The 25,293-nt window shown below is 55.0% G+C and carries 22 protein-coding genes and 7 pseudogenes; 13 read left to right on the top strand and 16 right to left on the bottom strand.

The window, feature by feature from the left end; translation table 11 throughout:
* The first annotated feature begins 16 nt into the window (after positions 1-16).
* From AC3IX4_RS29840 to AC3IX4_RS29850, 3 genes are all read left to right on the top strand, one after another.
* The gene (locus AC3IX4_RS29840) at positions 17-334 is read left to right on the top strand and encodes a hypothetical protein (protein WP_489261426.1); all 318 of its coding nucleotides are present in this window, start codon (positions 17-19) and stop codon (positions 332-334) included.
* Between the two features lie 11 nt (positions 335-345).
* Entirely contained in the window at positions 346-663 is a 318-nt protein-coding gene (locus AC3IX4_RS29845; protein WP_489261427.1) for a hypothetical protein, read from the top strand.
* Between the two features lie 178 nt (positions 664-841).
* Positions 842-1,120: a hypothetical protein gene (locus AC3IX4_RS29850; protein WP_489261428.1), complete on the top strand. Its 279-nt coding sequence runs from the start codon at positions 842-844 to the stop codon at positions 1,118-1,120.
* A gap of 555 nt (positions 1,121-1,675) precedes the next feature.
* Here AC3IX4_RS29850 and AC3IX4_RS29855 read toward each other — a convergent pair.
* From AC3IX4_RS29855 to AC3IX4_RS29875, 5 genes and pseudogenes are all read right to left on the bottom strand, one after another.
* Positions 1,676-2,409: pseudogene (locus AC3IX4_RS29855) on the bottom strand (OprD family outer membrane porin); the annotation flags it as partial.
* 171 nt (positions 2,410-2,580) lie between these two features.
* On the bottom strand, positions 2,581-2,913 hold the full coding sequence (locus AC3IX4_RS29860; protein ID WP_489261429.1) for a DUF2790 domain-containing protein: 333 nt from the start codon (positions 2,911-2,913) through the stop codon (positions 2,581-2,583).
* A gap of 190 nt (positions 2,914-3,103) precedes the next feature.
* Positions 3,104-3,409: pseudogene (locus AC3IX4_RS29865) on the bottom strand (efflux RND transporter permease subunit); the annotation flags it as partial.
* Positions 3,381-3,671 (bottom strand): hypothetical protein, encoded by a 291-nt coding sequence (locus AC3IX4_RS29870; RefSeq protein ID WP_489261663.1) that lies wholly within the window; start codon positions 3,669-3,671, stop codon positions 3,381-3,383. The gene AC3IX4_RS29870 and the pseudogene AC3IX4_RS29865, both read right to left, overlap by 29 nt.
* Before the next feature lie 172 nt (positions 3,672-3,843).
* Positions 3,844-4,176, bottom strand: a complete 333-nt coding sequence (locus AC3IX4_RS29875) for a four-helix bundle copper-binding protein (protein ID WP_489261430.1) — start codon at positions 4,174-4,176, stop codon at positions 3,844-3,846.
* Between the two features lie 458 nt (positions 4,177-4,634).
* Between AC3IX4_RS29875 and AC3IX4_RS29880 the strand changes: the two genes are divergently transcribed.
* Complete coding sequence (locus AC3IX4_RS29880) at positions 4,635-4,970, top strand: DUF2790 domain-containing protein (protein ID WP_489261431.1); 336 nt, start codon at positions 4,635-4,637, stop codon at positions 4,968-4,970.
* Positions 4,971-5,189: 219 nt separating this feature from the next.
* Positions 5,190-6,515 carry an OprD family porin gene (locus tag AC3IX4_RS29885; RefSeq protein WP_489261432.1) on the top strand — a complete coding sequence of 442 codons (1,326 nt, stop codon included), beginning with the start codon at positions 5,190-5,192 and terminating at the stop codon, positions 6,513-6,515.
* A gap of 471 nt (positions 6,516-6,986) precedes the next feature.
* On the opposite strand, the pseudogene AC3IX4_RS29890 reads toward AC3IX4_RS29885, so the two are convergent.
* Positions 6,987-7,283, bottom strand: a pseudogene (locus AC3IX4_RS29890) (integrase core domain-containing protein); the annotation flags it as partial.
* A 705-nt stretch (positions 7,284-7,988) separates the two neighbouring features.
* Here AC3IX4_RS29890 and AC3IX4_RS29895 point away from each other — a divergent pair.
* From AC3IX4_RS29895 to AC3IX4_RS29905, 3 genes and pseudogenes are all read left to right on the top strand, one after another.
* Positions 7,989-8,820: pseudogene (locus AC3IX4_RS29895) on the top strand (transposase); the annotation flags it as partial.
* A 501-nt stretch (positions 8,821-9,321) separates the two neighbouring features.
* Entirely contained in the window at positions 9,322-9,789 is a 468-nt protein-coding gene (locus AC3IX4_RS29900) for a hypothetical protein (RefSeq protein ID WP_489261433.1), read from the top strand.
* A gap of 398 nt (positions 9,790-10,187) precedes the next feature.
* Positions 10,188-10,307 carry a transposase gene (locus AC3IX4_RS29905; RefSeq protein WP_256580176.1) on the top strand — a complete coding sequence of 40 codons (120 nt, stop codon included), beginning with the start codon at positions 10,188-10,190 and terminating at the stop codon, positions 10,305-10,307.
* Between the two features lie 47 nt (positions 10,308-10,354).
* Here the strand turns inward: AC3IX4_RS29905 and AC3IX4_RS29910 are convergent, their stop codons facing one another.
* Positions 10,355-11,683: an OprD family outer membrane porin gene (locus tag AC3IX4_RS29910; protein ID WP_489261434.1), complete on the bottom strand. Its 1,329-nt coding sequence runs from the start codon at positions 11,681-11,683 to the stop codon at positions 10,355-10,357.
* Between the two features lie 497 nt (positions 11,684-12,180).
* Between AC3IX4_RS29910 and AC3IX4_RS29915 the strand changes: the two genes are divergently transcribed.
* Positions 12,181-12,477: a hypothetical protein gene (locus tag AC3IX4_RS29915; RefSeq protein ID WP_489261435.1), complete on the top strand. Its 297-nt coding sequence runs from the start codon at positions 12,181-12,183 to the stop codon at positions 12,475-12,477.
* 63 nt (positions 12,478-12,540) lie between these two features.
* Here the strand turns inward: AC3IX4_RS29915 and AC3IX4_RS29920 are convergent, their stop codons facing one another.
* The 3 genes from AC3IX4_RS29920 to AC3IX4_RS29930 all read right to left on the bottom strand — a co-directional run bounded on the left by AC3IX4_RS29920 (position 12,541) and on the right by AC3IX4_RS29930 (position 14,475).
* A complete protein-coding gene (locus AC3IX4_RS29920) occupies positions 12,541-13,464 on the bottom strand; it encodes an NAD(P)/FAD-dependent oxidoreductase (protein ID WP_489261436.1) in 924 nt (307 codons plus the stop codon).
* Between the two features lie 390 nt (positions 13,465-13,854).
* Complete coding sequence (locus AC3IX4_RS29925; RefSeq protein ID WP_256580177.1) at positions 13,855-14,250, bottom strand: DUF305 domain-containing protein; 396 nt, start codon at positions 14,248-14,250, stop codon at positions 13,855-13,857.
* 93 nt (positions 14,251-14,343) lie between these two features.
* On the bottom strand, positions 14,344-14,475 hold the full coding sequence (locus AC3IX4_RS29930; RefSeq protein ID WP_489261437.1) for a hypothetical protein: 132 nt from the start codon (positions 14,473-14,475) through the stop codon (positions 14,344-14,346).
* Positions 14,476-14,933: 458 nt separating this feature from the next.
* Here AC3IX4_RS29930 and AC3IX4_RS29935 point away from each other — a divergent pair, with 458 nt between their 5' ends.
* The 3 genes from AC3IX4_RS29935 to tnpC all read left to right on the top strand — a co-directional run bounded on the left by AC3IX4_RS29935 (position 14,934) and on the right by tnpC (position 17,402).
* Positions 14,934-15,266 (top strand): DUF2790 domain-containing protein, encoded by a 333-nt coding sequence (locus AC3IX4_RS29935; protein ID WP_102599711.1) that lies wholly within the window; start codon positions 14,934-14,936, stop codon positions 15,264-15,266.
* Positions 15,267-15,481: 215 nt separating this feature from the next.
* Positions 15,482-15,841, top strand: coding sequence for an IS66 family insertion sequence element accessory protein TnpB (tnpB, locus tag AC3IX4_RS29940; RefSeq protein ID WP_231987099.1), 360 nt, complete (start codon positions 15,482-15,484; stop codon positions 15,839-15,841).
* Positions 15,842-15,857: 16 nt separating this feature from the next.
* Positions 15,858-17,402 carry an IS66 family transposase gene (gene tnpC / locus AC3IX4_RS29945; RefSeq protein ID WP_489261438.1) on the top strand — a complete coding sequence of 515 codons (1,545 nt, stop codon included), beginning with the start codon at positions 15,858-15,860 and terminating at the stop codon, positions 17,400-17,402.
* 813 nt (positions 17,403-18,215) lie between these two features.
* On the opposite strand, the pseudogene AC3IX4_RS29950 reads toward tnpC, so the two are convergent.
* Positions 18,216-18,779 (bottom strand): annotated as a pseudogene (locus AC3IX4_RS29950) (IS5 family transposase); the annotation flags it as partial.
* 203 nt (positions 18,780-18,982) lie between these two features.
* On the opposite strand from AC3IX4_RS29950, the pseudogene AC3IX4_RS29955 reads away from it, so the two are divergent.
* A pseudogene (locus tag AC3IX4_RS29955) lies at positions 18,983-19,588 on the top strand (IS21 family transposase); the annotation flags it as partial.
* 115 nt (positions 19,589-19,703) lie between these two features.
* On the opposite strand, the gene AC3IX4_RS29960 reads toward AC3IX4_RS29955, so the two are convergent.
* The 5 genes and pseudogenes from AC3IX4_RS29960 to AC3IX4_RS29980 form a co-directional block, all read right to left on the bottom strand.
* Entirely contained in the window at positions 19,704-20,711 is a 1,008-nt protein-coding gene (locus AC3IX4_RS29960; RefSeq protein WP_489261439.1) for a tyrosine-type recombinase/integrase, read from the bottom strand.
* Positions 20,708-21,697 (bottom strand): tyrosine-type recombinase/integrase, encoded by a 990-nt coding sequence (locus AC3IX4_RS29965; protein WP_489261440.1) that lies wholly within the window; start codon positions 21,695-21,697, stop codon positions 20,708-20,710. Before AC3IX4_RS29965 ends, AC3IX4_RS29960 begins: the two co-directional genes overlap by 4 nt.
* Entirely contained in the window at positions 21,694-22,956 is a 1,263-nt protein-coding gene (locus tag AC3IX4_RS29970; protein WP_489261441.1) for a tyrosine-type recombinase/integrase, read from the bottom strand. The genes AC3IX4_RS29965 and AC3IX4_RS29970 overlap by 4 nt, the downstream gene beginning before the upstream one ends.
* 163 nt (positions 22,957-23,119) lie before the next feature.
* Positions 23,120-23,731, bottom strand: a pseudogene (gene istA / locus AC3IX4_RS29975) (IS21 family transposase); the annotation flags it as partial.
* Positions 23,732-23,811: 80 nt separating this feature from the next.
* Positions 23,812-25,236, bottom strand: a complete 1,425-nt coding sequence (locus tag AC3IX4_RS29980) for an IS1182 family transposase (protein WP_489261442.1) — start codon at positions 25,234-25,236, stop codon at positions 23,812-23,814.
* Positions 25,237-25,293 lie beyond the last annotated feature (57 nt).

Below are 25,293 nucleotides of genomic sequence, written 5' to 3' on the forward strand. Positions count from 1 at the left end.
TAAGGGAAAGAACCTTATGCGTACACAGTTGAGCGAAGAAGCGATAACACTTTTACAGTTCGGAAACTCGGTGAACAAACGACTCGATGAACACCGTGAGCTGGTCGAGTCAATTGAAGGATCAACGTCGCTTTTCTCCGATCAACCATGGCATGTCACGCACATGGCCGCTCAGGACGATTACCTGATGCGGATATTCAACATGGTTCATGGTTGCTGGCCGGACGAGCCAAACCTCCAAAAGCGGCTGATGACCGGCCAGCCAGTGAGGTCGCGTCCTAGCATCCTCGGCATGTGTTGTTTGCCCGAGTACGAGTCGCAAACCATCTATTAACGGAAATGCACATGCAGATGATGGCAAACGAATATCGCGCAGGACCTCAGGCCCCCGCTGTGCTGACAAGCGGTGAAACCGTATCGGTAGGGACAGTGTTGAAAGCTGAAATTGACATGGCTTACATCGTTAGCACCGTCTTGGCCGATGGCAAGAAAATCGCTTTCGACATGCGCGAGCTTCCAGAACTGGCGGATACTTTTGTAGGGGTTAGCCGTTCCAGGCACGCACGTTTATCGGCTTTGGCGAACCGCGTTGCTTTGCGTTTTTCAGCCACGAACGACTTTCACAGACGCGTTGCTGCTCTCGGCAACGAACTGGCCTACTGATCAAGAAAAATCACCATGACAAACGGTCGAAGCTATCTGCAAAAAGTTGCATTTACTTCGTAAGCCGACACCACGCCTCATAACTGACGACCGATGCCCCTGATATGGCTCAGATTGAGCTGCTACCGCCAGGCCGAATGGGTAGCCTCGACGATGAAGATTCGACGAGGCCGCCGTCATGATTACTAAAAAAACGATCGCAACCGGGTTGGGCATTGCTGCGTTATTGGCGCTTGGGTTTGCCGCGACAATCAGCACCGGAATGATGGCCGGGACAATACCGGCTGCACTCTATGGGCAGAACGGTGGTGGCCCAGGTTGTCTTACAAACCTTGGTCAAGCAGCCGAGCAATGGGCGGAGTTGTCGCGAGCCCAGCTCCACTCCGAGCCATTACTGATAGATGGGACCTCGGGCGGTTACTGCTTTAACCCGCCGACAAAATCCGGCCATCTCTGACGGGCAGCCCCCTGTCGCGCTGAGCATTCTGCTTATGTCCGCTCAGCCTCCCCTCTTGGCCTGCCCATGGCATAAAAGAATCTTCTGAGCCCCCAGTCTGCTTTCTAGTACAGCGAGTACTCTCCTGAGAGCACGTGGGGCACCCTAACCACCCGCCGCCCACTCGAGGACTTTGAGCGTGTGGAGAAATTCCAGTCTCTTCAGGCCGGCCAATACTGGCGAGCCACTTCGGCGATCCCGCAAAAGGGCATCACCCTCGATTCAGTTCTGCTGCTGCAATCGATTAAGTGGGTCGATGACACCGCGCACACCATTGTCATGCGAGCGCACCCGTCAAAATTTGGTACTCGCGAGGAAATAGAAATCCCGCAGCCCGATGGCTCAACTCGGTCAACCTATGTGAGCCATGGCACCCATGAATTCTTGCTGAAAGACTTCCTGCTCCAGTTCGAGTACGAACCAGACGCCGATCGAATTCGTGCCGAGGAAACCGCCCGCATACACAGCTCGATGCAGCAGCTGCAATCAGAACTGATGGAAGCGCAATCCAACCCGGGTATGAGCACCGAACTGTACCCCCGACCTTACCGCTCCAGATGTTGTTATCGAAGCTACCCAACTGTTGTTTCCCTTCATCGACGGCGTTGTAGTAGTTGAGTCCACCGATCAGGGCGACATCATCTGAGAGCAGATAGCTCAACGTGGTGCCGGCGTAGTACTGATTCCAGGTATCCTTGAGTCGGCTTGTATAGAGACTGATGCCGACGTTGTCGTTGACCGTATAATCGCTGCCAAAATAAGCGATCCAGGGGGAGTCGACGGTGCCTGCGTAGAACGTAGTGAGGCCATCGCGCATGCTGCTGAAATTGGGCTCGCTCATTGAATGGAGGCGGCCACCCTGAAGGGCCAAGCCATCGATACTGGTGTTGGCCATAGTGATACCGCAAAAGCTTTCAGGCAGGAGCCGCCACTACCGGATTGCCCGTCGCCAGAGTCGAGTTCAGGCCCAGCATCGCAAAGGCGTCGTCCCCAAAGCCCACAGCGCCCTCGGTGAAGATAGACATAAATCCTCCTATGATCCCATGAGGCCATTCTTCCGAGTAGCCGTTGCCTGTGCGGCTCGCCTGCCCTTTGCGGAAATCGCGATTGAAGTAGAGATTGCGGTTCAAAATGGTGAGGCCGCAGCCCTCGACGAAACCTTTTGGTTTCTCTTCAGTAGCCATTGTGACCTGTCCAGCACTGACGCTGAGAGCAATCAGTGATAGACCCAACAGGGCTTCACTATTCATGTAACGCTCCTACGTTTTCTGGCAGTGTGATCTCTGTCAAGTTTCTTGTAGTAATTGCCATAGTGCGCAGGGCATCGTCCGTGTGCTCACACCATATTCACACACGCTAAATAACGGCAGAGTGACTTTAAGTTACTTTTCAGTCAGCGTTCTGTAAGTTCAATCTGAAGTTCAGTTTTGATTCCGACAAGCTGTCCCCATTACGCGATACTCAAGAATCTGCAGATTGCCGTTGGAGTCCTCATAGGTCATTTGGGCCGGCATAACCTCGCAGCTGGAACCGGTAGAGGTTATATGCACGAGCTTGGCGATGTCCAGCTTCATGCCGTACCTATAGTGGGTTACCTCGGGCGGGTTCTTGGCGCGGGATACAGCGTACTCCTGCATCGCCTTTTCGTTGTCCTGAATCATGCGACCATAGACACGGTCGCCGCCGCCTTCGGCCATTACCAAGGACGAGGCGGAAATAACCGAAACTGCCAGTACTGCTTTTAAGATACTCACGTTCAATTCCTCCGCTCACATGGTAAAAGTATAAACGTGCGAACCTGTCATTAAAATGAAGCGAAAATTACATTTTCGTAATTGCAGGGTGTAAGAAGCTTTTCTTAATAGCTGTAGATAAGAATCAAGTGCCGAAATGACTGGGCAACCCGTGCTCATCGCCAAGTTACCCGCGTTCCTGGCAGCCCAGTTACCTTTCTTTGCCGGACACTGATTTCCTCCCTTTGCGTCGCATCAACCAATAGGCCGCCGGCAACACCAGCATCGACAACAGTGGAGCGGTGATCATCCCTCCCACCATCGGTGCAGCGATCCGCTTCATCACTTTGGAACCCGCACCGCTGCCCCAGAGAATCGGCTGCAGGCCGGCAATGATCACCACTGTCATGGCCTTGGGTCGAACACGCTGCACGGCGCCTTCACGAATCGCGGCGACCAGGCCGCGCTCAGTACTGTCGCCAGCATCTTCATGTTCGGACCAGGCGCTCTTCAGGTATGGGGCTGGTGAGGGTTAGGATCGGCTGAATCTTACCGCTGCGTTCCACCTGGGCAATCAGCGCCGCCGGCATCCCAATCTCCAGTTTGGCCGCCTGGACGGTCAGCGAAGGGGCAATATCTTCGGCCAACCATAAGGCTTCATTGAGTGTCAGGGGCGGTGGTTGGGCAATGCCTGCACGGTTACCGCCAGGGCAGCCACGACGGGCCAGCCTGTGCAATAACGTTTGGGGTGTATGTTCACGATTGCTGCGATGATCCACTGCGCAGCGCTCTAGCGCATGCAGGCAAGCCATCCAGGCGGTGCGGGATGAAACTCAGTGTGGTACAGGAATCAAACGCGCGGAGGTCGCCATACCCCGGAAAGGGCTTGACCGGGAAGGAAATCGCTGGAGAAGGAAACCGCAATGGGGCTGGACTGCGTGACGGGAGGCTTCACGATCGACACTGGCACCATGTATCACCGACCTGTTCGCAGCTCTTGGCACAGGCCTCACAGATCTCGGCGCTAACCCCGCAAACGTGGTGGTGGAAGGTGGAGCCACTCAATAAGAAGTCAGCCGACGTCTGACAGATTTCGGCGCAATTGATCATCAGCCGAAAATGTTCGGCCTCAAGGTGTTTGCCCCCTACCGCAAGGCAATGGGTCATCGCTGTATTCAGGCAAATTTTGTGGCAGTGGCTACACGCCTCAACACAAGGCAGCAGGTGTTGGTGAGTGCTCATGCGAGGGGTCATCGGGGTGTTGGTCATAGCTATGTTCTTCATCGCATCCAAGGAAAGACAACGCTAGCAGTGGTACTGGGAGCAGCGGCATTCGACAATTTCTATTAAAAACAGCTGATCATTTTGGACTGAACGCGGATGAGGATACTGCAGACAAACACCAAGCGTAATGCGCGCAAAATGCTGTTTCATAGCATTCAAGTTAGTGCATACCCAATGGCTCACATTTCGCCCTAGACCACGCTCGGCGGACAGGCGATAGAAATTAATATTACATTTCTGTCAGCTTCTAGTCGGTTAACACTTCGTTGCGCATGGGTATTTAACACCATCCGAAGCCTATTAGCTGACGAAGCGTTAACCACAATAGGTGCACCGCTCGGAATGCAATTAACAGAGCAAAGATCATACCTGACAGATTAGTAATGTTAGCGGCAGCCTTCTGACAGGTATCGCGGACTACTATTTAACTATAAATTAGTTAGAGCACGGAGAAAATCATGAAAACATTGAATATAGGCATCGCTATTGCAATATTGGCAGCTTCTTCCGCGGCCTTGGCTGAAGGCGGAGGGGATCGCGTCTACGGTCGGATGTTGCAAGAGAATCAGCAAGCAATGGAGCAATATGCCAGCAAAAACGGTAAAGCCGTGCCTGAAATTGTCCACTATAAGTATGGGTTGGGCCTCGATATCGCAAAAGTGGTTAGCGTGACTCCAACAGCCGCTAAGTATTGTGGGTTGGTCCCTTCGCGTATGACCTACGAAGACTCGAGTGGCAAGCTCAACACTATCGAATACCAAGTGTTGGGAAGCAACTGCCCTCATGGCGGTTGATCGCTTACCAGCCAAACACAGGAACGCGTAAAAAAACTCACTGAAAATTCAACAACTCCTTACTTTTCACTGACAAAAAAGTAATTTTCAGGTCATGCTACAGTTATGTTCCATGTGGAATTATCCCGACGACGGAACGCAGGGTAAATTACCTGCACTCCCATAATCATAAAAATATTTCACATAGAAACTCTGCCAAGCTATAGCCTGGAGTGTTACATGAATAATAAAAGCTTTTATGGGCTTTCCCTCATTGCCCTTGGCATGAGTATGGGGCAGGTTGCCGTGGCCGTTGAGCAAAAACCAGAGGGGTTCATTGAGGGGAGCAGCTTTAACATTCTCAACCGCAATCTCTACTTCAATCGCGACTTTCGCAACGGTCAGTCCAGTCGAACTGGAAACGGTTACTCCGAAGAGTGGGCTCACGGAATTATCGGACGTTTTGAGTCAGGCTTCACCCAGGGCACTGTGGGCTTCGGCATTGATGCATTCGCAATGCAAGGGATCAAGCTTGACTCGGGTGATGGCCGTTCTGGAGCCGGTGGCACAGTAGACATCATGCCGTACAACAGCAAAGGTCAGCCGGAGGATACCTACTCAAAAGTCGGTGGAGCAGCCAAGCTTCGCTTGCTAGATACGGTCGTCAAGGTTGGGGACGTATTTCCTTCCACGCCTGTTGTGGCGTATGGGGACTCACGGCTGCTGCCTGAGAGCTTTCGTGGCACCACGTTTGCCAACACCAGCATTGAAGGCCTGACCTTGCAGGGTGGTCGCCTGCATGCGATGAGCCAACCAAACTCAAGCAGCATGCGCGACGGCTTTGCTACGTTCTATGCAGGATCTGTAGACGCGCCTTGGATCGCCTATCTGGGTGGCGATTACACCGTCAACAAAAATGTCGGTGTGAGTCTCTATACCAGCCGCTTCAAAGATGTGTGGAACCAGTACTATGCAGGCACCACGTTAAGCTACCCGCTTTCCGAGAATGTCGCGCTGATTGGTGGCCTGAACTACTACCGAGCAGTCGACGAGGGGAAAAAACTGCTGGGCAGCTTCGATAACAATATCTGGAGCGGTAAGACCGGTGTCCAGTTTGGTGCCCACACGCTGACCGTTGGCTACCAGCGCAGCAATGGGGATGACGATTTTGATTACCTGCGCCAATCTGATTCGATTTTCCTGGATAACTCTATCCAATACAGCGACTTCAATTCCCCGAAAGAGCAATCCTTGCAGCTACGCTATGATTTGAACATGCAGCCCTTTGGCATTCCTGGCCTGAGCTTTATGACTCGTTACGCGAAGGGCTGGGATGCTGACTACTCGAATGCGAACAGCGTCTATATACGCCGAGGAGCTGATGGCACCCCACTGCAGGACCAGAAGCGTTGGGAACGTGACATCGAGGCCAAGTACATCATTCAAACCGGCTCTCTGAAAGACATGTCCTTCCGTGTGCGCCAAGCAACGACTCGGGCTACCGCCTTCGAATCTGATTTGAATGAAGTTCGTCTGATTGTGGAGTACCCGCTGCAAATTCTCTAAATCGAGCAGTAGCAAGCTCGCTCACAGGTACAACTCGTCTCCTTGTTATTCCTTTGGTGGGAGGCGGCTTAGGCGCCCTTGTGGCGCCTTTTTTTATTTGCTGATCAAGGCCTCACACGAATTTTTAGCACGCATGGTCAACAAATGGCCATCAACGTAAAGGGTTCTCAAAGCAACTTACTTTAAGAGGAGATCTCGGTCAGTCGACCTTGTGCCGGGTGGACCGATGTCCGCTTGCTGGTTGCGAAACTGCATGGACCTGACCATGAATTTGCATTCGTTCTGACCACCTATTTGCACCCGACTTAACCATCACGTCTTTCCAGGGCTGGACCAGATTAACAAAACGAACGAAGGGCTGAGAACGGCCAAAAGCGGAAATTGAGTTGCGATCCCACCAGCCCCTCATGTTCGTTACGACTGATCAAAGCTGGGGGACCCAATGGGGCACCATAACGACTCTTGTAGTGGTCAACTCATCCCGGACACGACGTTAAATTTTTTCTCGGCCTGAGCTGGCGCCAGCCCACCGTTGAATTGATGGGGTCGAATCCAATTGTACCGATGCATCAAAAAATGACTGATGTCGCGCTGGGCCTCTTGGGCCGTTCGGTAGCCCGTGGTCGGTATCCACTCGGTTTTCAAACTCCGAAATACCCGCTCCATCGGCGCATTGTCCCAGCAATTTCCCCGGCGACTCATGCTCTGGCGCATACGGTAACGCCACAGCCGCTGACGAAATAAACGACTCGCATACTGCGACCCTTGAGCCGCGAAGCAATAACGCGACATCACCTTGCAGGGAATACCAACTGTAATTTTGCTTTTCCACATCAACCCAGTAACTCGCGCTGGGCACTTGGAACATCAATTCCAGGACTTTAAGCACCACGCCGGCCAAGGGGTCAGTCGATGACTGCAGATGGCCCATCAACGGCCCCAATGTGCGCAGACGCTCGATGCGGACTCGATTACCCCAACTGATCAGGCCGGGCGTACGCCCCTGTAGCTTGGGGAGGTCAATCTTATGGAAGCCTTTGCCCCGGTAGGCTAACCAATCGGTAACCTTCTTACCGCACGCACCGCACTAGGTAGCGCGGGCGTAGTTCAAATCGCTGCGCAGACCACTTTTATTCCTGTAGTGGAACGTGAACACATCGGTGTGAGCGCAGACACGTTTCGACGGAGCACCATGATGATTGGAGGCCATAGGTTCACCACTGATTACGATAGTGAACCCAGTGTCACTCAACTTTTCAAAGTGCAAGGGGGGCGTTTTATAGTCTTGGATCACACGGGGTGGAAGCAAAGCCACCGGGATAGCGACCTCACTCAAGCCCCCCTGAGGCGGGCCTCAATGAGACAATTCCTAGCACGAAAAAAAACCCGCCGAACAGACTGTGTGAAAACCTAGCAATCTGCATCGCGGTTTAAGAAAATGCCCCGTATCGAAAGATATGGGGCATTTTTGTTATGGCTTACATTCAAGGTCAAGCGCGCGATCAGACCAGCATTTTTCCGGTTTCGCTGGAAGATTTAATCCCTGAGGAACACCTCGTTCGCGTGATTGATGCCTTGGTTGCCAAGCTCGATCTCATACGCTTGGGCGTTCGACAAGGCGGTGCCCAAAAGCACAGGCCGCCCCTCTTACGATCCGGCAGATCAGCTCAAGCTCTATCTGTACGGCTATTTCCAGCGTATCCGCTCCTCCCGTCGTCTCGAAGCCGAATGCCAGCGCAACATCGAAGTCATGTCGTTACTCAACCGCCTCAAACCAGATTTCAAGACCATTGCCGACTTTCGCAAGGACAACAAACAAGCGTTCAGTGCAACGTGTCGGGCCTTCGTGCAGTTCTGCCGTACAGTCGGTTTGATTGCTGGCGACCTGGTTGCCATTGATGGCAGTAAATTTCAGGCGGTAGCCTCTTAGCGGCGCCATCTGAACGTGAAACAGCTCAAGCGCCAGCAGGAAAAACTGGATAAACGCATCGCCCAATATCTGGCCGAACTGGATGAGGCCGATACAGCCGAAGCGGGTGAAACCATTGACCGCAGCGCCATCAAGACAGCGCTGAAGTAACTTGAAGCCCGGCAACTGAACAACCTGACCTGCCAGGCGCTGATGAAGTCGATGGGGATCGAGCAGTTCAACACCGGCGAAAGCGATGCCCGAATGATGCGCACGCCCAAAGGCCCGCGGGTGGCTTATAACGTACAAACCGCCGTGGACGCTGAACACTGCTTGATCCTGCATCACGACGTGACACAAGACGGCAACGATACCCAGCAACTTGAGCCCATGGCCATGCGGCGAACCATCCCCCTCGCCACCATTGTCGCCACCGGGGGTTCCACCGTCCGGATCTTCGATATCACCAATTTCATCGTCGGTCTTTGCCTGTACGACTGCTTTAAGAGTCGTTCCATCCACGGCAAACTGCTCGACGTTCAACAGATAGGAACTGCTGGACACGGCCACGCCACTGTCAGCGATGGAGCCAGCCTCCACCAGGACATACTCAACGCCTTCTTTTGTCGGCGTAAAGTCATAAGGCTTGGCTGAAACCGTCACCGCCGAACCCGCGTCGAAAGTTGCCGTACCAGAGACATCGAGGTAAGCAGTGTTCGGGTCGGTGTCATTGGCGAGCATCAGATCCATCGCCGATCCGCCTGCCAGGCGTAGATCGCCCTTCAAACTGCTTTGGGACGTCCGCAGATACAGGCGTGCATTCTTGCCAATGTTCATCGAGTTAGCCTCGATGTTCTTAGCGGTGACAATGGAGGACCTGTCCTCCAGGACATTCAATTGGCTAAGACCAAGAATGTCACCGGTTACCGATCCGCCCCCCAGGTTCAGGGTTGTGTGATCGCCACCGTCAATGGCGGCGATGGTGCCCAGAATAGTGCCTCGGCCGCTGTTGTTGATTACCAAATCAGACGCGCCGGTGTTGACGATGCCAACGCCCGAAGAAGAGATCGTGGAAGTGTTTTGAACAACCGCGGTGCCAAGGTTACCGTCGTCGTATCCCTGGACATTGTCGACATAGATGGTAGTCACCCCCCGGTCTGGGATGCCTTGTGCGCCTACGGCGTTAATCACACCGCTGTTGACCAACGGCCCAAATTTCGAGTCTTGGAGCACAACGCTTCGGGCACCCGAACCACTTGCGTAAAGGAGACCAGAGTTGGAAATACCGCCTTTTACGTCTGCCCCAGCCAATTTAAGGGCAATGGACTGTTCGCCGTTGACCGAAATCACTCGGCTGCTGGTTAGTGATCCGCCAATCTCATACTGGCCGTCATTGACGATCCCCAGCCCCACGACGAAGTGACCACTGCCGAAGATTTCGTTGGTGTTTTCAATGTTGCCTTCGATATCGGAGTTCTTCACCAGAATCCCGTAAGTGGCCGGGGTACCTACCGATAAGCACGTCAGCGTGCACGCCAAGCGCAGCTGCCAGACGCCACTCAGAGTGGCATTGAGTGGAAGGCCCAACTCATTGTCACCTTTAGCGGGGCCTGTACGTCGATCGCCTGCAGTCGCCAGTTAGCGATCGCTTAGCTGAGAGGCGACTGATTGATGAAATCGTAGGGGATTAGGCCCGCCGCGGAGGGCAGTTGGCGCCAGTAAGAGCCTTCTATCGCGCCGATTGCCCGCTTTAAAAACGACCCGTGGGGATAATAGATTCGTTCACCGCTGCTATAAAGGTCATCAAGCGGATGGCGTACGGTTACCGGGATAGCGAATTCTTTTTCATGAAGATCAAGAACGTCTTTCCCGGTAATCCGTGAAGAACCTTTAAAAAGGCCTCGTCGATCGAGGCCTTTTTTACGCTCGACTACAGGAAGCTATACGTGTAGTTGAAGATCAGGCGAGTCTGGTCCTGGTCGGCGATGCTTTCGCCGCTACCACGGTAAGCTCCGTGACGCACGGTAGCGCCGAAGCCTTTGAGCACGCCGTCCTGGAATAAGTAGTCAACACGCATGTCGCGTTCCCACTCGGAGTAGTCGCCGTTGCCGCTCTTGTTCTTGATGTCGTCGCCGCTCAGGTACGAAATCGACGCCTTCAGGCCAGGCGCCCCGAGGCGGGCAAAGTCATAAGAGTACTGACCGAAGGTGGTGTTCTCGCCGGCGCGGGCGAACTGGTTAACCATGCTGTCGGTGAACAGATAGAAACTGGAACCACCGGCGCCTTCGAGACTGCCATTGCTGCCCCGAACGCTGCCCTGGTTCAACCAGACGAAACCTCCGTCGTCGCCGACTTGCTGGTGGCCGAGCAGGAATGCATGACCACCCAGGGTGTAAGTGAACATGGCGCTCCACGTCTTGTTGTCGACCTCGTTCGCGTTCTTGGCAAAACCACCGTTATTGTCGAAGAAATAACCGGTCTGGCCGTTTTTGCCGTCGGAGCGGCTGTCGAAGTAGCGTAAGTCAGTCTTGAAGGACTGCTCGGTACTAATCGGCAGGACGTGCACCAGGCCCAAGAAGTTCTGCGTATAGTAGTTTTCCAGGTTCGAGTAGTAGTACTGCAGCGTCAGGTCTTTGGTAACTTTCCAGTCAGCACCGCCGAAACGGAACTGGTTGCTGTCCTGGGTTCCGCCAGACACCGCGAGGCCGGTACGGTTGCTCGAAGCTCGGCCGTAGGCATGCTCTAACTGACCGGCAGTGAAGGTCAGGTTGTCGATTTCCTTGGACGTGACGATGCCACCATCAAAGGTCTGCGGTAGCAGACGACTGTCGTTCGCGACAAGGATTGGCAGGTTTGGCGCCAGTGCGCTACCGAGGCGGCCTTCAGTCTTGGAGATACGCGCCTTGAAGTTACCGCCGATGCGGCTCCACTCGTCTACCGCAGAGCCATCGCTGTCACTTGGAAAGAAAGTGTTGTTAGCGTCGGGACGATGGCCACGACCGCCATCCAAATGGATGCCCCAAAGCGCTTGAGCGTCGAAACCGATACCGATGGTACCCGGGGTGAAGCCAGAGGCGTAATCGAGCTTGAAGCCTTGGGCTGACTCGCGCTGGTCGGCGCCGCCTTCACGGTTGTCGGCATTGTAATACATGGTCCGGGAACTGATCGAGGCCTTGCTGTCTTCGATAAAACCGGCAGCGCCGGCTTGCTGAGCCAATACCCCAACGGCCACGGCAAGCGCCAATCTGGACTTGTACATGTTTTGCTCCTCTGGTTTTCTAATTCTTGTGTTCATAATCTGAGAGCCTATCGACCCCTGACCACGGATGCGCTCTAATTACTAGAGCATGAACACCAAGTCAAACAAAATTGGCCACTTCAAGAGTTTGCTCTTGCGCGCAGGCTTACTGAACGTAGATTAATGACATTTTCATAAATGGCCGGCCGCGAAGACTGAGTGCAACACCTCACCCTCCGTAAGGTGCCGCCATGTCTTTTACAGAGCTCAGCATCGAAGATGCGCGCCACGATCCAGGTAGGGCAATATCAGGATCTTAGTTGTAACGGCTTGCATTAGAAAACGGCCGGACTCGCAATCTCAAATTAACTGCGACTGACGATGCGCTCGGGCTCACATTTGCTGCGAGTGAGCTTGCATTCACTCGCGCCGGCTTGCATTCCATCACGATGGGCTCACGTCTTCTGCAAGTGACATCAATGGCGCAGACCGTCTAACAAACCAGGGCTTATTGGACGATGCTCACCCGCCGCTTATGGTGTTCGGCGAGCAATAACCTGCCTACCATGGTGCGCCGCCGCAACCAGTCGCTCATTGATCATGATCAACTACTTGGCATTGAGCGCTTCGGAAAAGTAGTTTTTGCTCACGACAAGACGAAGCGAAACAGCTTAGCCGGCTTGGCGGGAAACGTCAGTTTGAGCACAGCTCAGCTTGCCGCCTGTCAGGCTCAGTTCGGCGGTATTGCCCGACGACGCTTCGCTCACCACTCTAAAGTCGCTGCTCAGTCCGAGCCGCATCTCACCAGCACGTAATGTCGTGGGCAGTAGTCGCTATCGCGATATGGCCGAAGCAGACCGTCCTTGGACATTAACTTTTCAGCGATAGTTGTCCTTGAGGGCGTTATGTATCGCGGTCGCCGCAGTCGCCGCATGGGCGACTCCAACACTCATCTGATTGAGCGCGTTGACTACATCACCCGCCGCGTACAACCCCAGGACCGACGTGCGCTGGTCGGTGTCCACCACCAACTCGCCATTGCTGTCAAAAGTTACGCCGAGGCTTTTAGCCAACTCGGTCCGTGCGTTGCAGCCAAGCATCGGGTATAGGGTGTCGAAACTGAGTTCGCCGCCGTTAGCCAAGCGTATCGCCACACGATGCCCTTTGATCTTGCGGATCTGCGCGATTGGATCCTCGACGAGCCGGATGCCTGCCTGTGCAAGTTTGAGACGTTCGTCGTTGTCTAGTTCTCTGCTGCCCGGTTGCACAATTAGTGTGAGCTGGCGGGTGTAGGTACGGAGAAATAGCGCATGCCTGAAACCTTCCTTGGCGGAGGCGAGAAGAGCAATGTCCTGGTCGATGACATCGTATCCGTCGCAAATCGGGCACCAACGCACATCGCCACCGAGAGTGGCCTCACGTAGATCGGGTATCTCGGGAGGCTTATCAATAACGCCGGTGGCAAGAAGCACAGTCGACGCCACAACGTGGTCATCATCGATGTCGGCGATGAAGTCGTCTCCTCGCTTTGATAGTGCTTGCACAGTGGCTCGTCGGACATAAATATTGTAGCGCTCTGCCTGATTGCGTAGTCGTGCCAACAACTCGGCGCCCGAAACACCTTGAGGAAAACCGGGATAGTTGTGCGTGATCGGGATCAGCTCTGCACGGCTCTGGCCGGCATCGACCAATAGAACCTGGCGGCGATAGCGCGCTAAATAGATAGCCGCCGTCAGCCCGGCAGGGCCTGCACCGACGATAAGGCAATCCACCATATGATAATAAGCCTGCCTGCTTGTCATCTGTCTCTCCAGGTTTTGCCAATGCTGTCAGACACCAGAGTCATTACGTAGTGAACTGAGAGCTTCCAATTCTGCGCGGATCCGGCGGCCATATCCAGCGTTGCAGCGGGGCACTCATCCGCGGATTAAAGAGTGCCGCGGTCAGGGCAATACCGGCCATCATGCAGTCATCGAAATTAGCCCGGACAGAACGCTTTGCCCCACGTTCTGGTCAAGTAATGCCTCTACAGCTCCCAAGCAATTGGGCTTCTCCAGGCATAGTAACCGAGCATCGTCTCAGGCTCAGATCAGTGCCTCTGCTTGCAGACCTTTGACCTAGCTCGAATGGCTCTGGAAATCCATGGACCAAGCGGAACTTAGTTTTCGTCCAGTATCCGTTCAAGGTGATGGTCATGGTTTTTTATTTGTTTTAATCCACTGATCGAAGACGGCGATTTCCTTTTCCTGTGCGGCAATTATGTCCTTGGCCATACGTAGCATCTCTGGATTTTTTCCGTTTTTGAGTTCGGCTTGCGCCATCTTGACTGCCATCTGGTGATGCATGCGCATGTTGGCCGCGAAGTCATAATCCACATCGCCGGTTTTGGACATGCCACCCATTTTTTTCATGCCGTCCATCTTCGAGTGATCCATCTGCTCGGAAGGCATCGGCATCGATTCGCTTTTCACGGGTTCTGCGGCACTGGTCCACGTCGGCGCTGTTACCATGACCGCGACAGCCATCGCTACCGCCCTCATCGACAAAGTGAACCGGCTAGAGCTGTTGTGCTTGATATGCTGTGACATGTGAATCTCCTGTTAGAGGGCGGAAGATTGGCATATACATACCATTGCCCCCGCGCACGTAAATCGCTACTTCTGTACCTGCATGGGGCTAGACTAACCTTCGCCACCAGCCATTTGGCGGCAGCTCTCTGCGCATTCGCGACAGGCCTTGACGCAATCTTCCATATCACCGACCTGTTCGCAGCTCCTGGCATAGGCCTCACACTCGGCGCAAACTCCGCACACGTGGTGGTGAAAACGGAACCGCTCAACAAAAAATTAGCCGACGCCTGATAGATTCGGCGCAGTTGATCATTAGGCGAAAATGTTCGGCTTCAAGGTGTTTGCCCCTGGCCTCAAGGCTACCAAGCATAATGCGGGCAAAATGCCATTTCATCGTTTTCAATTTAATTATGCTCAAGGGCGCACATTTCACCCTAGACCACGCCCAGCGGACAGTCGACTGAAATTAAGATTACATTTCTGTCAGCTTCTAGTTTGTTAGTGTTTCGTTGTGCATGGGTATTAAGCAGCATCCGATCCTGTTTAACTGACGAGGAGTAAACCACAATAGGTGCATTGCCAGAGAGGACATTAACAGAGAAAATATCATACCTTACACATAAGTAATGTTAGCGGCAGCTTTTTGACAGGTATCACTTGCTACTATCTAATTACAAGTTAGATATAGGAAGATGAAAATCATGAAAATATTGAATGCAGGCATCGCTATTGCAATGTTGGCAGCTTCCTCCGCAACCATGGCTGAAGGCGGAAAGGATCGCGTCTACGGTCGAATGTTGCAAGCGAATCAGCAGGCAATGGAGCAATATGCCATCAAAAACGGTAAAGCCGCGCCTGAAATTGTCCACTATAAGTATGGGCTGGACCTTGACATTGCAAAGGTGGTTAACGTGACTCCAACCGCTGAGTATTGTGGGCTGGTCCCTTCGCACATGACCTACGAAGACTCTAGGGGCAATCTCAACACCATCGAGTACCAAGTGTTGGGCAGCAACTGTCCTCATGGCGGCTGATCGCTTAAAAAGCCAAACACCGGAAATGTAAAAAGCAACTAATTGCACATTCAACAAGCCTTGCATCAAGCTGACAAAAAAGTAATTTTCTTTTCAAGTGACGCCACAGTTATCTTTCATGTGGAATTATCGTATCCGCTCCATGATACCCACATTCAAAGCCGCCCTCTGATCGCCGATGCTGTGCTCCCGATTTCCATCAGGAGCCCATCACCATGATGCGTCCCAATGCCAGCGTTGAAAAAGTGTACCTCTACCCAAAGCCGGTAGATTTTCGAAAGTCCATTGATGGCCTAGCTGCGCTGGTCGAACTGGATATCAAGGTCGCGGTGTTTGACCCCGTGCTCTTTGTTTTTCTGAATCGCCACCGTAACCGGGTCAAAGTGTTGTACTGGGAGCGTAACGGCTTCTGCCTTTGGCTCAAGCGCCTGGAGTCCGAGCGTTTCAAGACTTCACCCGAAGAGGTGGACGAGGCTATCGTGCTGACCGTCCAAGAACTGAACTGGCTACTGGATGGATTTGATCTCTGGCGCAACCGTCCACACAAGGTTTTAACGCCAAGATTCGTCGCCTGACGGGTATAATCCGGGCATGAATTTGATGCCTGAAGACCTCCCTGACGACCCTGTTCTGCTCAAGCAAATGTTGCTTGAGGCACTCAGTCGTCAGCAGGTAACGGCTGAGGCATACCAGACTCATATCGTCGATCTGAAAGAACAGATCAAGCTGCTGCGCGACCGTTTGTTCGGTCGCAAATCCGAGCAGACCGTTGAACCCAATACCCCTCAACTGGCGTTGTTCAACGAGCCCGAAAGCGAGCCGATGCCTTCAATCGGCGACGCTGACGAAGAAGTTGTTGCTCCGACTTCACGTCGTGGCAAGCGCAAGCCTCTGTCTACTGATCTGCCGCGCATCGAAGTCATCCACGAACTTCCCGAGCACGAACTGACGTGTGCCTGTGGTTGCCGCAAGCATGTCGTCAGCGAAGAAACTAGCGAGCAGCTGGATATCGTGCCGATGCAAATCCGCGTGATCAAACACATCCGCAAAGTCTACGGGTGTCGTGGTTGTGAAGCGGCGCCGGTCACTGCTGACAAACCGGCTCAGTTGATCGAAAAGAGCATGGCCAGTCCGAGTGTCTTGGCGATGTTGTTGACCACTAAATACGTCGACGGCCTGCCGCTGCATCGTTTCGAAACGGTACTTGCCCGGCATGGTGTGGACATCCCTCGCCAAACCTTGGCGCGCTGGGTCATCCAGTGCGGCGAGCACTTGCAACCGTTATTAAATCTGATGCGGGATCGGTTGCTGGAAAGCCCGGTCGTCCACTGTGATGAAACCCGCGTCCAGGTACTTAAAGAACCGGATCGAGACCCAACCAGCCAATCCTGGATGTGGGTGCAAGCCAGCGGGCCGCCGGATCGAAAAGTCGTGCTGTTTGACTACACCTCCAGCCGTGCGCAGGAAGTGCCGTTGCGCCTGCTGGAAAGTTATCGTGGCTACGTCATGACCGATGATTACGCGGGTTACAACGCCTTGGCATTACAGCCCGGAGTGGAACGTCTGGCGTGCATGGCCCATGTGCGGCGCAAGTTTGTCGATGCTCAAAAGGTACAGCCCAAGGGCAAGGCGGGACGTGCCGATATCGCCCTGACGATGATCAACAAGCTGTACGGCATCGAGCGTGAACTGAAGGGCGTCAGTGACGAGCAACGATTTATCGGCAGACAGGAAAAGAGCCTGCCGATCCTGGCCCAGTTGAAAAGCTGGCTGGATAAAACGCAGTCCCAAGTGACGCCGCAAAGTGTGCTGGGCAAGGCGGTTAACTATCTGGCCAACAACTGGAGCCGGCTTGAGCGTTACGTGGAGGCCGGGTTTTTACCGATCGACAACAACGCGGCGGAACGCGCGATAAAGCCGTTTGTTATCGGTCGCAAGGCGTGGCTGTTCAGCGACACGCCCAAAGGCGCTACCGCCAGTGCTCAGATCTACAGCCTAGTGGAGACCGCCAAGGTCAACGGCCAAGAGCCTTATACGTGGCTACGCCACGTACTGGAGCAGTTACCACATGCGCAGTCGGTGGCAGACTATGAGGCACTGTTGCCGTGGAACTGCTCGCCAGAGATATCACGTTAAACCTGAACCCTAACGTGGGGTGAGTGGATCGAATCGTACGCTAGGGAAGCCTCGACATCCTTTGGTGTACCGCCAAATCCACCAACACGTAATAGACTGCGGACATTTTTAGAGCTTCCAAACCCCGGTAAAACTGAGCGTCCCACCCCCGGTACAAGAAACGTCCTACCGCTGGTACAGATCTGAAGTGGCTCCCATAGGCAGAGATAGGGCGCAATTCTGTATTTATGTGGCATAGAAATGGGTCGATTTTCTATTCTTGTGCCACTGAAATAGCCGGGTTTGGCATTCTTGTGCCACTGAAATGGCCGGGGTTGGCATTCTTGTGCCACTGAAATAGCTGGTCTTGGCATTCTTGTGCCAGCTAAATAGGAAGTGGACTATTTATGTGCCACATGTTCCTGGCAGTCCACTGGCTACTAGCTAAGTCACGAGTAGAAAATCTCGGTACGGTGGATGGCTCGGCTGATGATGCTAGAACACAGTTCTCGCTCCAGCCTAAGCTGTCGGCGTTGGATGTGGGGTTAATGGAGCGGTTACGAATTATCACCGACGGAACGTAAGGTTGTCAGCTGCCCCCCTATAATCATAAAAACATTTAACATAGAGCCTCTGCCAAGCTATCCCCCGGTGTCAGGATAGTTGTCGCCTCTTCGAATTTCCCTAAGGAAGGTCTGAAGTAGTCAGCGGTTTTTGATGCCCTCCTTGGTTGAGGTTCAAAAAAACGCTGGTCTGGTCGAAAATCAGACCTTTCCTGTTCTTAATTCATCGTTTCACCCTCGAACAACGCCTTTTCCAGGCGTTCTACCCGCATCACAGCCGCACCTCTCCCGCAACCAGCAGCCGTTTTCGCATCATCCACAGGTTCGACAGGGCAAATAGCGTGGCCTGTTGCGCGGTGTTTTTCATGAGTCCTCGATAACGCACTTTCGTGTAGCCAAACTGGCGCTTGATCACCCGGAACGGATGCTCAACCTTGGCCCTGACCTGTGCCTTCGCGTATTCGATCTTGCGTCGCAGGCGACCGATCAAACTCTTTTCTCCGTACTTTTTGTAGCTGCTGGGCCGCGCCGCAATCGACCAGATCATCGTGCGATCCTGATGTTCAGGACGCTTGTCCACGCCGGTGTAACCGGCATCGCCAGACACGTAAGATTCCTCGCCATGCAGCAACTGATCGACCTGCGTCACGTCCGCCACATTGGCCGCCGTGCTCACCAAGCTATGCACTAAACCGGATTCGGCATCGACGCCGATGTGCGCTTTCATCCCGAAAAAATACTGATTTCCTTTCTTCGTCTGGTGCATTTCGCAATCGCGCTTGCCGTCCTTGTTCTTGGTCGAACTGGGTGCATGAATGATCGTTGCATCGACCACTGGGGATTCCATGCGCACTTGGACAGCGATTCCACGCTGACTTGGACACTCATTCCACGGCCACTTGGACACTGATTCCACGAGCACTTGGACAGTGATCTCTCACTGATCCGACCCAAGCTCAGGCAGGCAGCAACGCAGGATTATTCACTACCATCGACCTCTTTTCTCGAAGCGAAGAGGTCGTCGTGGAGCGTATATCCATGCGTAAAATCCGAGAGGTACTACGCCTAAAGTTCGACGCCGGCCTGTCCGTGCGCAAAATTGCTACCAGCCTGCGCATTAGCAGCGGCAGTGCCGGCAATTACCTGCACCGCTTCAACGCTTGCGGGCTGACTTGGCCCACGCAGTTGTCGGACGCCGAACTGGAGCGACGTCTATTCCCGCCAGCGCCGACGGTGCCCAGTGATCAACGTCCGATGCCGGACTGGGCTCATGTCCATGCCGAGTTACGTCGCCCCGGCGTCACCCTGGCCCTGCTTTGGCAAGAGTATCGGCTCACCCACCCGCAAGGTTTCCAATACAGCTGGTTCTGCGAGCACTACCGCCTCTGGGCTGCCAAGGTCGATGTGGTCATGCGCCAGGAACACCGTGCAGGCGAGAAGCTGTTCGTTGATTACGCCGGCCAGACCGTGCCGGTCATTGATCGGCGAACCGGCGAGATACGCCAAACGCAGATCTTCGTCGCCGTCCTCGGCGCGTCCAGCTACACCTTCGCCGAGGCCACCTGGTCGCAGAAACTGCCCGACTGGCTGGGCTCGCACGTGCGCTGCTTCGCCTTTCTCGGCGGTACATCGCAGATCCTGGTGCTCCATTATGTGGCGTGCCACATAATCGGGCTTTTGTTCCCTTCGCCGTTATGTGGCACTGGCTCGGCAGCCCCAGGAATGATGGGTGGCGCTCGAGCCGAGGGGCACATAAGAATCAAAGGGAATCGAGCCATTTCAGCAAGTCGACGTCCCGGTGCCAAGCGCCTTCTTGGGAGGATGCCGCCGAGGATTGATCGGGTGGAGCGCACAGGGCGACGGCAGCCTCCTTGGTCCGGATGTTGATCTCAGCATAACGGTTCGTCGTTTCCAGACCGACGTGACCCAGCCAGGCCCGAATGACGTTGATTTCAACTCCGGCCTCAAGCAGGTGCATCGCTGCGGTATGCCGGAACACATGCGGAGAGATGCGCCGAGCCTCGCCGCTATTGGGTGAGGCTTGCGGTAGATTCGCCGCGTACCGTTTGACGAGCTTGTACAGGCCAAAGCGTGTCAGGGGGGCGTGAAGCCGAGAATAGAACAATGGGGCGTCGGGTTTACCTTCATGGACCGACTCGAGCTGCTTGAGCAACTGTGCGGTCTCGGGCCAAATCGGACAGGCGCGCCACTTGTCCCCCTTGCCGTGGAGCCTCACTCGATGAGGGCCATCGAGATCGATATCCTGGACGCGCAAATCAGCAATTTCCTGCACTCGGGCGCCGGTGTTGTACATCAAGGTCAGGATGGCGCGATCGCGCAGACCGGCGGCCGTCGTCGGAATCGCCGCGAGCAATTGATCAACTTCGTCACGCTCAAGGTAATAGGTCGGTGGTGGCGGACAGCGCTTGGTGGGAATGGCCTCAACCCGTTCTGCCTCGGCCAGCATCTCCGGTGCACGACTTGCAAGGTAGCGAAAGAAGGTGCGTAGCGCGGCCAGCCGCTGATTGCGGGTGCGCACTTGGTTGCCGCGCTGCGCCTCGAGGCTCTGGAGAAAAGCGAGCACCTCGTCGGCAACCAGATCCGTGAGTTTGAGGCGGGTGATGGGACATTGACGCCGATCTGCAATCTGCTTGAGAAACAGTTTCAGGACATCACGATAGCTGCGGATCGAACTGGGGCGCAGACCTTTCTGCACCTTCAGATGGTCCTCGAAGAAGGACCTGACCACCGTACCGAGCTCGTTCATGGCTGCTCTCCGGCCGGTGGTGACAGGTGCGCGTAGTTCCTGAACCGTGCACTGGCCTCGCCCAGAAGTTCACTCGTGATCGTCAGATATACGGCGGTCGAGGCCGGATCGACATGCCCGAGGAAAGTGGCCAGGTGAAGCAGTCGGCGGTTGGGATCAATCCCTTCCCGATACCAACGCAACAAGGTGCCGACGGCAAAGGAATGACGTAGGTCATGGAGCCTTGGCGCAGCGACGCCAGGCCGACTTTCCAGCGCCAGTTTCGGCACCAGTGCGTGAAAGGTCTGACTGATGGTGCCCGAATTCACTGCCTGTCCCTGAGTGAAGCCGAACAGGGGCTGGGTTGCATCGGGAGGCGAGGTGCCGAAATGCTCGGCGAGATAGCGCTGTAACCGCGCCGCCATGTGCGGGCCAAACGGCACAAGGCGATCCTTTGCGAACTTGGTCTGCCGGATCATGAGCGCATCGCGGGACAGGTCCACATCACCGACCTTGAGCCGAGCAACTTCCCCAACCCGCAGCCCCAGGCCGTAAAGCAGCGCAAACACGGTTTCATAAATCAAGCCGCGGTGCCGGCCTTTGGGACGATCGGGCAACTGCCGTGCCGTTTCCAGCAGCCGACGTGCCTGGGCGAGATTGAAGATATACGGGATGCGTTGCCCGGTGTTCCGCCGCGGGCCAGCGCTCACCGGCGTCTTCGTCATCAGCTCCTGCATCACCAGCCAGCCGAAGAAGCGCTGCAGTACGCCAAGCAGATGGTTGTAACTACGGGGCCTTGATCGCGGGCGGGATGCGAGGAAGCGCTCGATGTCCTGGGTGGTCACGGCCGCCAGATCCTCGATTCCGGAGGTGGCCAGAAATCGCTCCAGCAGGTGCAGGGTGGCTTCTTCCGTATCGTACTTGCGATTGAGGGAGCGCTTGTAGGCCAGGAAAGCATTGATCACTTGATGCACCGAGGCGCCGACAGGAACCAAAGGGGTATTCATAGTGCCTCCCCATCGCCAAGAGCGACTTCACGCAAAGCTTCGGTGGCGACCTTGGCGTAGATTTCGGTGGATGATGGGGAGCGATGCCCAACATAGTCGCCGATGGCCTTGAGCGAGAATTCTGCGTCGACGAGGCGCTGGACGCAGGTGTGTCGGAGCGTATGGGCGCCTGCCCGCCGTACCGTGATCCCGGTTTGGCGCAGATAGAATCCTGCGCTCTGCGAGATGGCGCTGGCGCGCAGTGGCAGTCTGGGGGCCAGGGTACGGAAGAATAGATGTCGATCCGCGGTCTGCGGCCGGCCATGCTGCAAATACTCCAGGATGGCCGTTCCGACCACGTTGGCCAACGGATAGGCTGTCCAGTGGCCAGCCTTGCGCTGCGGTACTTGCAACCGGTCACGCTGCCAATCAATGTCGTCCAGGGTGAGCGATGCGACTTCGTGGGCGCGCAGCCCATAGGTGACAAGCAACAGCAAGATCGCGTAATCCCGGCGGCCGCGCACTGTTCGTCTATCGACCACGGCCAGCATCCGCCGGACATCGTCCCAACTGATCGATCTCGGCAACTCGGCCAGCCGATAGGCTTGAGGCATCTCGACGGCTTGGCTGAGGTCATGCGTCAGAATCTGCTCCCGCTGGCAGTAGCGCAGAAACACCTTCAACACTGCGCACAGGCCACGCCGCGAATTGGGGGAGAGCTCGGGCGCGCTATCGACAACGAAAGCGGCCAGGATTGCGGTCGAAAGCTGTTTGAGCGATGTCACCTCTTGTCGGGCAAGGAATGCCGCAAAGCGGTTGAGATAGTGCCGGTAGTGTCGAACCGATGTCTCTTTGAGACCACGCTCTTCGCGCAAGTAGGCAAAGAACCCGGGGGCTTCTGCCAGAAATGGCTCAGGCTGCGGGTGACGGCCCCCGCCGTGGTGCTCGGGATGGACCAGCCTGAGCATCTGGTTGACCGGATTGCGGGCATCTTCCTCTATCTTGACCCTGGCCTCCTTGCTCACGCCTGCTTTCGCATGTTCGCTGAGCCAGTGCTGGGCGAAGTCATCGACCAAGGCTGCAGCCTGTGCCAGGGTTTGGGCGCCGTGCTCTTGGGAAAATTGGCCAAAATGGCACAGCATGGGCACGCGCCGATAGACGTTTCGAACGGCATAGCCTTCCTGTTCCAGCCACTCCACGTAGACCTCGATTGCCGAGCCAAGCCAATTGCCGCGAATCCGATCGACGGTTTGCGGCTTCAAGAAATAACGTTCCAACATGACAACCTCCATTCCAGGAAACAGGGTGGAAGGTCATCATCCGACTAAGGTGAAACGTTATGTGGCGTTTACCGGCGCAGTCGCCTTCAGGTACGGCCAAACGCCCCCGCCGGGCACATAACGACGAAGGGAACAAAAGCTCCATTATGTGGCGTGCCACATAATCCGGTACCAGGATCTGCGATGTGCCGCCGAAAAAAGCGAAGCAGCGGGCGTGTGAGCCCAGCCAGTCGGGCAGCTTCTGCGACCAGGTAGCTTCGGCGAAGGTGTAGCTAGAGGCGCCCAGGACGGCGACGAAAATCTGGGCCTGCCGAATTTCGCCGGTTTTCCGGTCGATAACTGGCACGGTCTGGCCGGCGTAATCGACAAACAGCTTTTCGCCAGCACGATGTTCCTGGCGCATGACCACATCGACCTTGGCGGCCCAGAGGCGGTAGTGTTCGCAGAACCAGCTGTACTGGAAACCTTGCGGGTGAGCGAGTCGGTACTCTTGCCAAAGCAGGGCCAGGGTGACGCCGGGGCGGCGTAACTCGGCGTGGACATGAGCCCAGTCCGGCATCGGGCGTTGATCGCTGGGGACATCGGAGAGAGGCGGAAAAAGACGCCGTTGCAACTCCGCATCGTTCAAAGCACACGGCCAAATCAGCCCGCTGGCAGCAAAACGATTGAGGTACTCACCGATGGTCGCGCGACCCACTTTCAAGCTGACAGCGATCTGGCGAGCAGACAGGCCGACCTCGAATTTGAGACGTAGCACTTCCTTAATTTTACGCATGGATAACCGCTCCACGACGACCTCTCTGCTTCGATAAAAGAGGTCGATGGTAGTGAATTAATCCTGCGTTGCTGCCTGCCTTATGGGTGGCCGGATGGCCATGGAATGGGTGGCCGGATCATCGTGGAATCAGTGGCCGGATGTTCATGGAATAGGTGGCCGGATGCCCGTGGAATCCGCAACCACTGTTTTAGGTTTCCGAAGGGATGCTCCACGATGAATCTTCGGCTGACCATCATTTCGGGGTGCGCCTGCATTCGCCGCTCCATGCGTTCGAACGCCTCTTCGTGAGCATGGCGTGAGACGTATCGGCGCCGGGCCTCAGTGCATTGCGCTTTCAGCGGACAGTCGGCGCAGTCGCTGATCGCCGCCTGGTAGATACGATCGCCCTTACTGGTTTGCTTGAGTGTCAGCCATTTACCGGCGGGACATTGATATCGATCCTGCGACGCATCGTAGGTAAACACTGTTCGGTCAAAGAACTCCTTTTCCTTGCCGCTGGAGTTGCCTGACCGATTGGGCGGTACATAAACCGTGATGTTCTCATCCTCGCAGGCCTGGAACTGCTTGCCATTCGAGTAGCCTGCATCGGCAGTCACCGTCAATTCATCTTGCTGCAAGTGTTCCTTGGCGGCCTTGGCCATAGGCTCAAGTTGCTTGCGATCATCACTGTCCTGCGTGACTTCATGATGCAGGATCAGGCAATGCTCAGCGTCCACGGCTGTTTGCACGTTGTACGCGACCCTCGGTCCTTTGTGCGTTCGCATCATTCGGGCATCGCTTTCGTGGGTATTGAATTGCTCAAGCACCATGGATTTCATCGTTGCCTGGCAAGTCAGGTTGTTGGAGTGCCTGACTTCAAGTTGCACCAAAGCAGTCCTGACCGCCCTGCGATCAACCACCTCATCGGCTTCGGTTTTATCAGCTTCATCCAGCTCGGCCAGATACTGGGCAATGCGTTTATCCAGCTTCTGCTCCTGGTGCTTGAGCCGCTTCAAACTCATATGACGCCGCGAGGAAGCAACCGCCTGAAACTTGCTGCCATCGATGGCCACCAACTCACCGGCTATCAGACCGGCGGTTCGGCAGAACCGGACGAAGGCACGGCACGTCGCCACAAAGGCCGGTTTGTTGTTTTTGCGAAAGTCGGCGATGGTCTTGAAGTCGGGTTTGAGCCGGTTGATCAACCACATCACTTCGATGTTGCGCTGACACTCGGCTTCGAGCCGCCGCGATGAGCGAATCCGCTGGAAATAGCCGTAGAGATAGAGTTTTAGCTGATCGGCAGGATCATAAGAGGGGCGCCCGGTGCCTTTGGGCAGCGCTTTGTCGAAGCCCAGTTGCACCAGATCCAGCTTGGCGACGTAGAGGTCGATCACACGAACGAGGTGATCCTCGGGGATCAGTTCCTCCAGCGAGACCGGCAACAGGCTGGTCTGGCTGCGGGACTCTCCTTGGATGTAGGCCATAACGAAAAATGCTCCGTATCTTTCGATACGGAGCATTTTCTTTGAGTGCCGCACAGATTGCTAGGTTTTCACACAGTCTGCACTGGCTGGGTG

The organism is Pseudomonas sp. KH_021, from assembly GCF_057838865.1.

Bases quoted from the DNA above. Each gene is read 5' to 3' on its own strand.
- tnpC (WP_489261438.1), top strand. From the start codon at position 15,858: ATGAATTTGATGCCTGAAGACCTCCCTGACGACCCTGTTCTGCTCAAG.
- AC3IX4_RS29840 (WP_489261426.1), top strand. From the start codon at position 17: ATGCGTACACAGTTGAGCGAAGAAGCGATAACACTTTTACAGTTCGGA.
- AC3IX4_RS29980 (WP_489261442.1), bottom strand. From the start codon at position 25,236: ATGCTCCGTATCGAAAGATACGGAGCATTTTTCGTTATGGCCTACATC.
- AC3IX4_RS29875 (WP_489261430.1), bottom strand. From the start codon at position 4,176: ATGAAGAACATAGCTATGACCAACACCCCGATGACCCCTCGCATGAGC.
- AC3IX4_RS29965 (WP_489261440.1), bottom strand. From the start codon at position 21,697: ATGAATACCCCTTTGGTTCCTGTCGGCGCCTCGGTGCATCAAGTGATC.
- tnpB (WP_231987099.1), top strand. From the start codon at position 15,482: ATGATGCGTCCCAATGCCAGCGTTGAAAAAGTGTACCTCTACCCAAAG.
- AC3IX4_RS29960 (WP_489261439.1), bottom strand. From the start codon at position 20,711: ATGAACGAGCTCGGTACGGTGGTCAGGTCCTTCTTCGAGGACCATCTG.
- AC3IX4_RS29920 (WP_489261436.1), bottom strand. From the start codon at position 13,464: ATGACAAGCAGGCAGGCTTATTATCATATGGTGGATTGCCTTATCGTC.
- AC3IX4_RS29970 (WP_489261441.1), bottom strand. From the start codon at position 22,956: ATGTTGGAACGTTATTTCTTGAAGCCGCAAACCGTCGATCGGATTCGC.
- AC3IX4_RS29845 (WP_489261427.1), top strand. From the start codon at position 346: ATGCAGATGATGGCAAACGAATATCGCGCAGGACCTCAGGCCCCCGCT.
- AC3IX4_RS29915 (WP_489261435.1), top strand. From the start codon at position 12,181: ATGCTCACCCGCCGCTTATGGTGTTCGGCGAGCAATAACCTGCCTACC.
- AC3IX4_RS29850 (WP_489261428.1), top strand. From the start codon at position 842: ATGATTACTAAAAAAACGATCGCAACCGGGTTGGGCATTGCTGCGTTA.
- AC3IX4_RS29885 (WP_489261432.1), top strand. From the start codon at position 5,190: ATGAATAATAAAAGCTTTTATGGGCTTTCCCTCATTGCCCTTGGCATG.
- AC3IX4_RS29925 (WP_256580177.1), bottom strand. From the start codon at position 14,250: ATGTCACAGCATATCAAGCACAACAGCTCTAGCCGGTTCACTTTGTCG.
- AC3IX4_RS29935 (WP_102599711.1), top strand. From the start codon at position 14,934: ATGAAAATATTGAATGCAGGCATCGCTATTGCAATGTTGGCAGCTTCC.
- AC3IX4_RS29880 (WP_489261431.1), top strand. From the start codon at position 4,635: ATGAAAACATTGAATATAGGCATCGCTATTGCAATATTGGCAGCTTCT.
- AC3IX4_RS29910 (WP_489261434.1), bottom strand. From the start codon at position 11,683: ATGTACAAGTCCAGATTGGCGCTTGCCGTGGCCGTTGGGGTATTGGCT.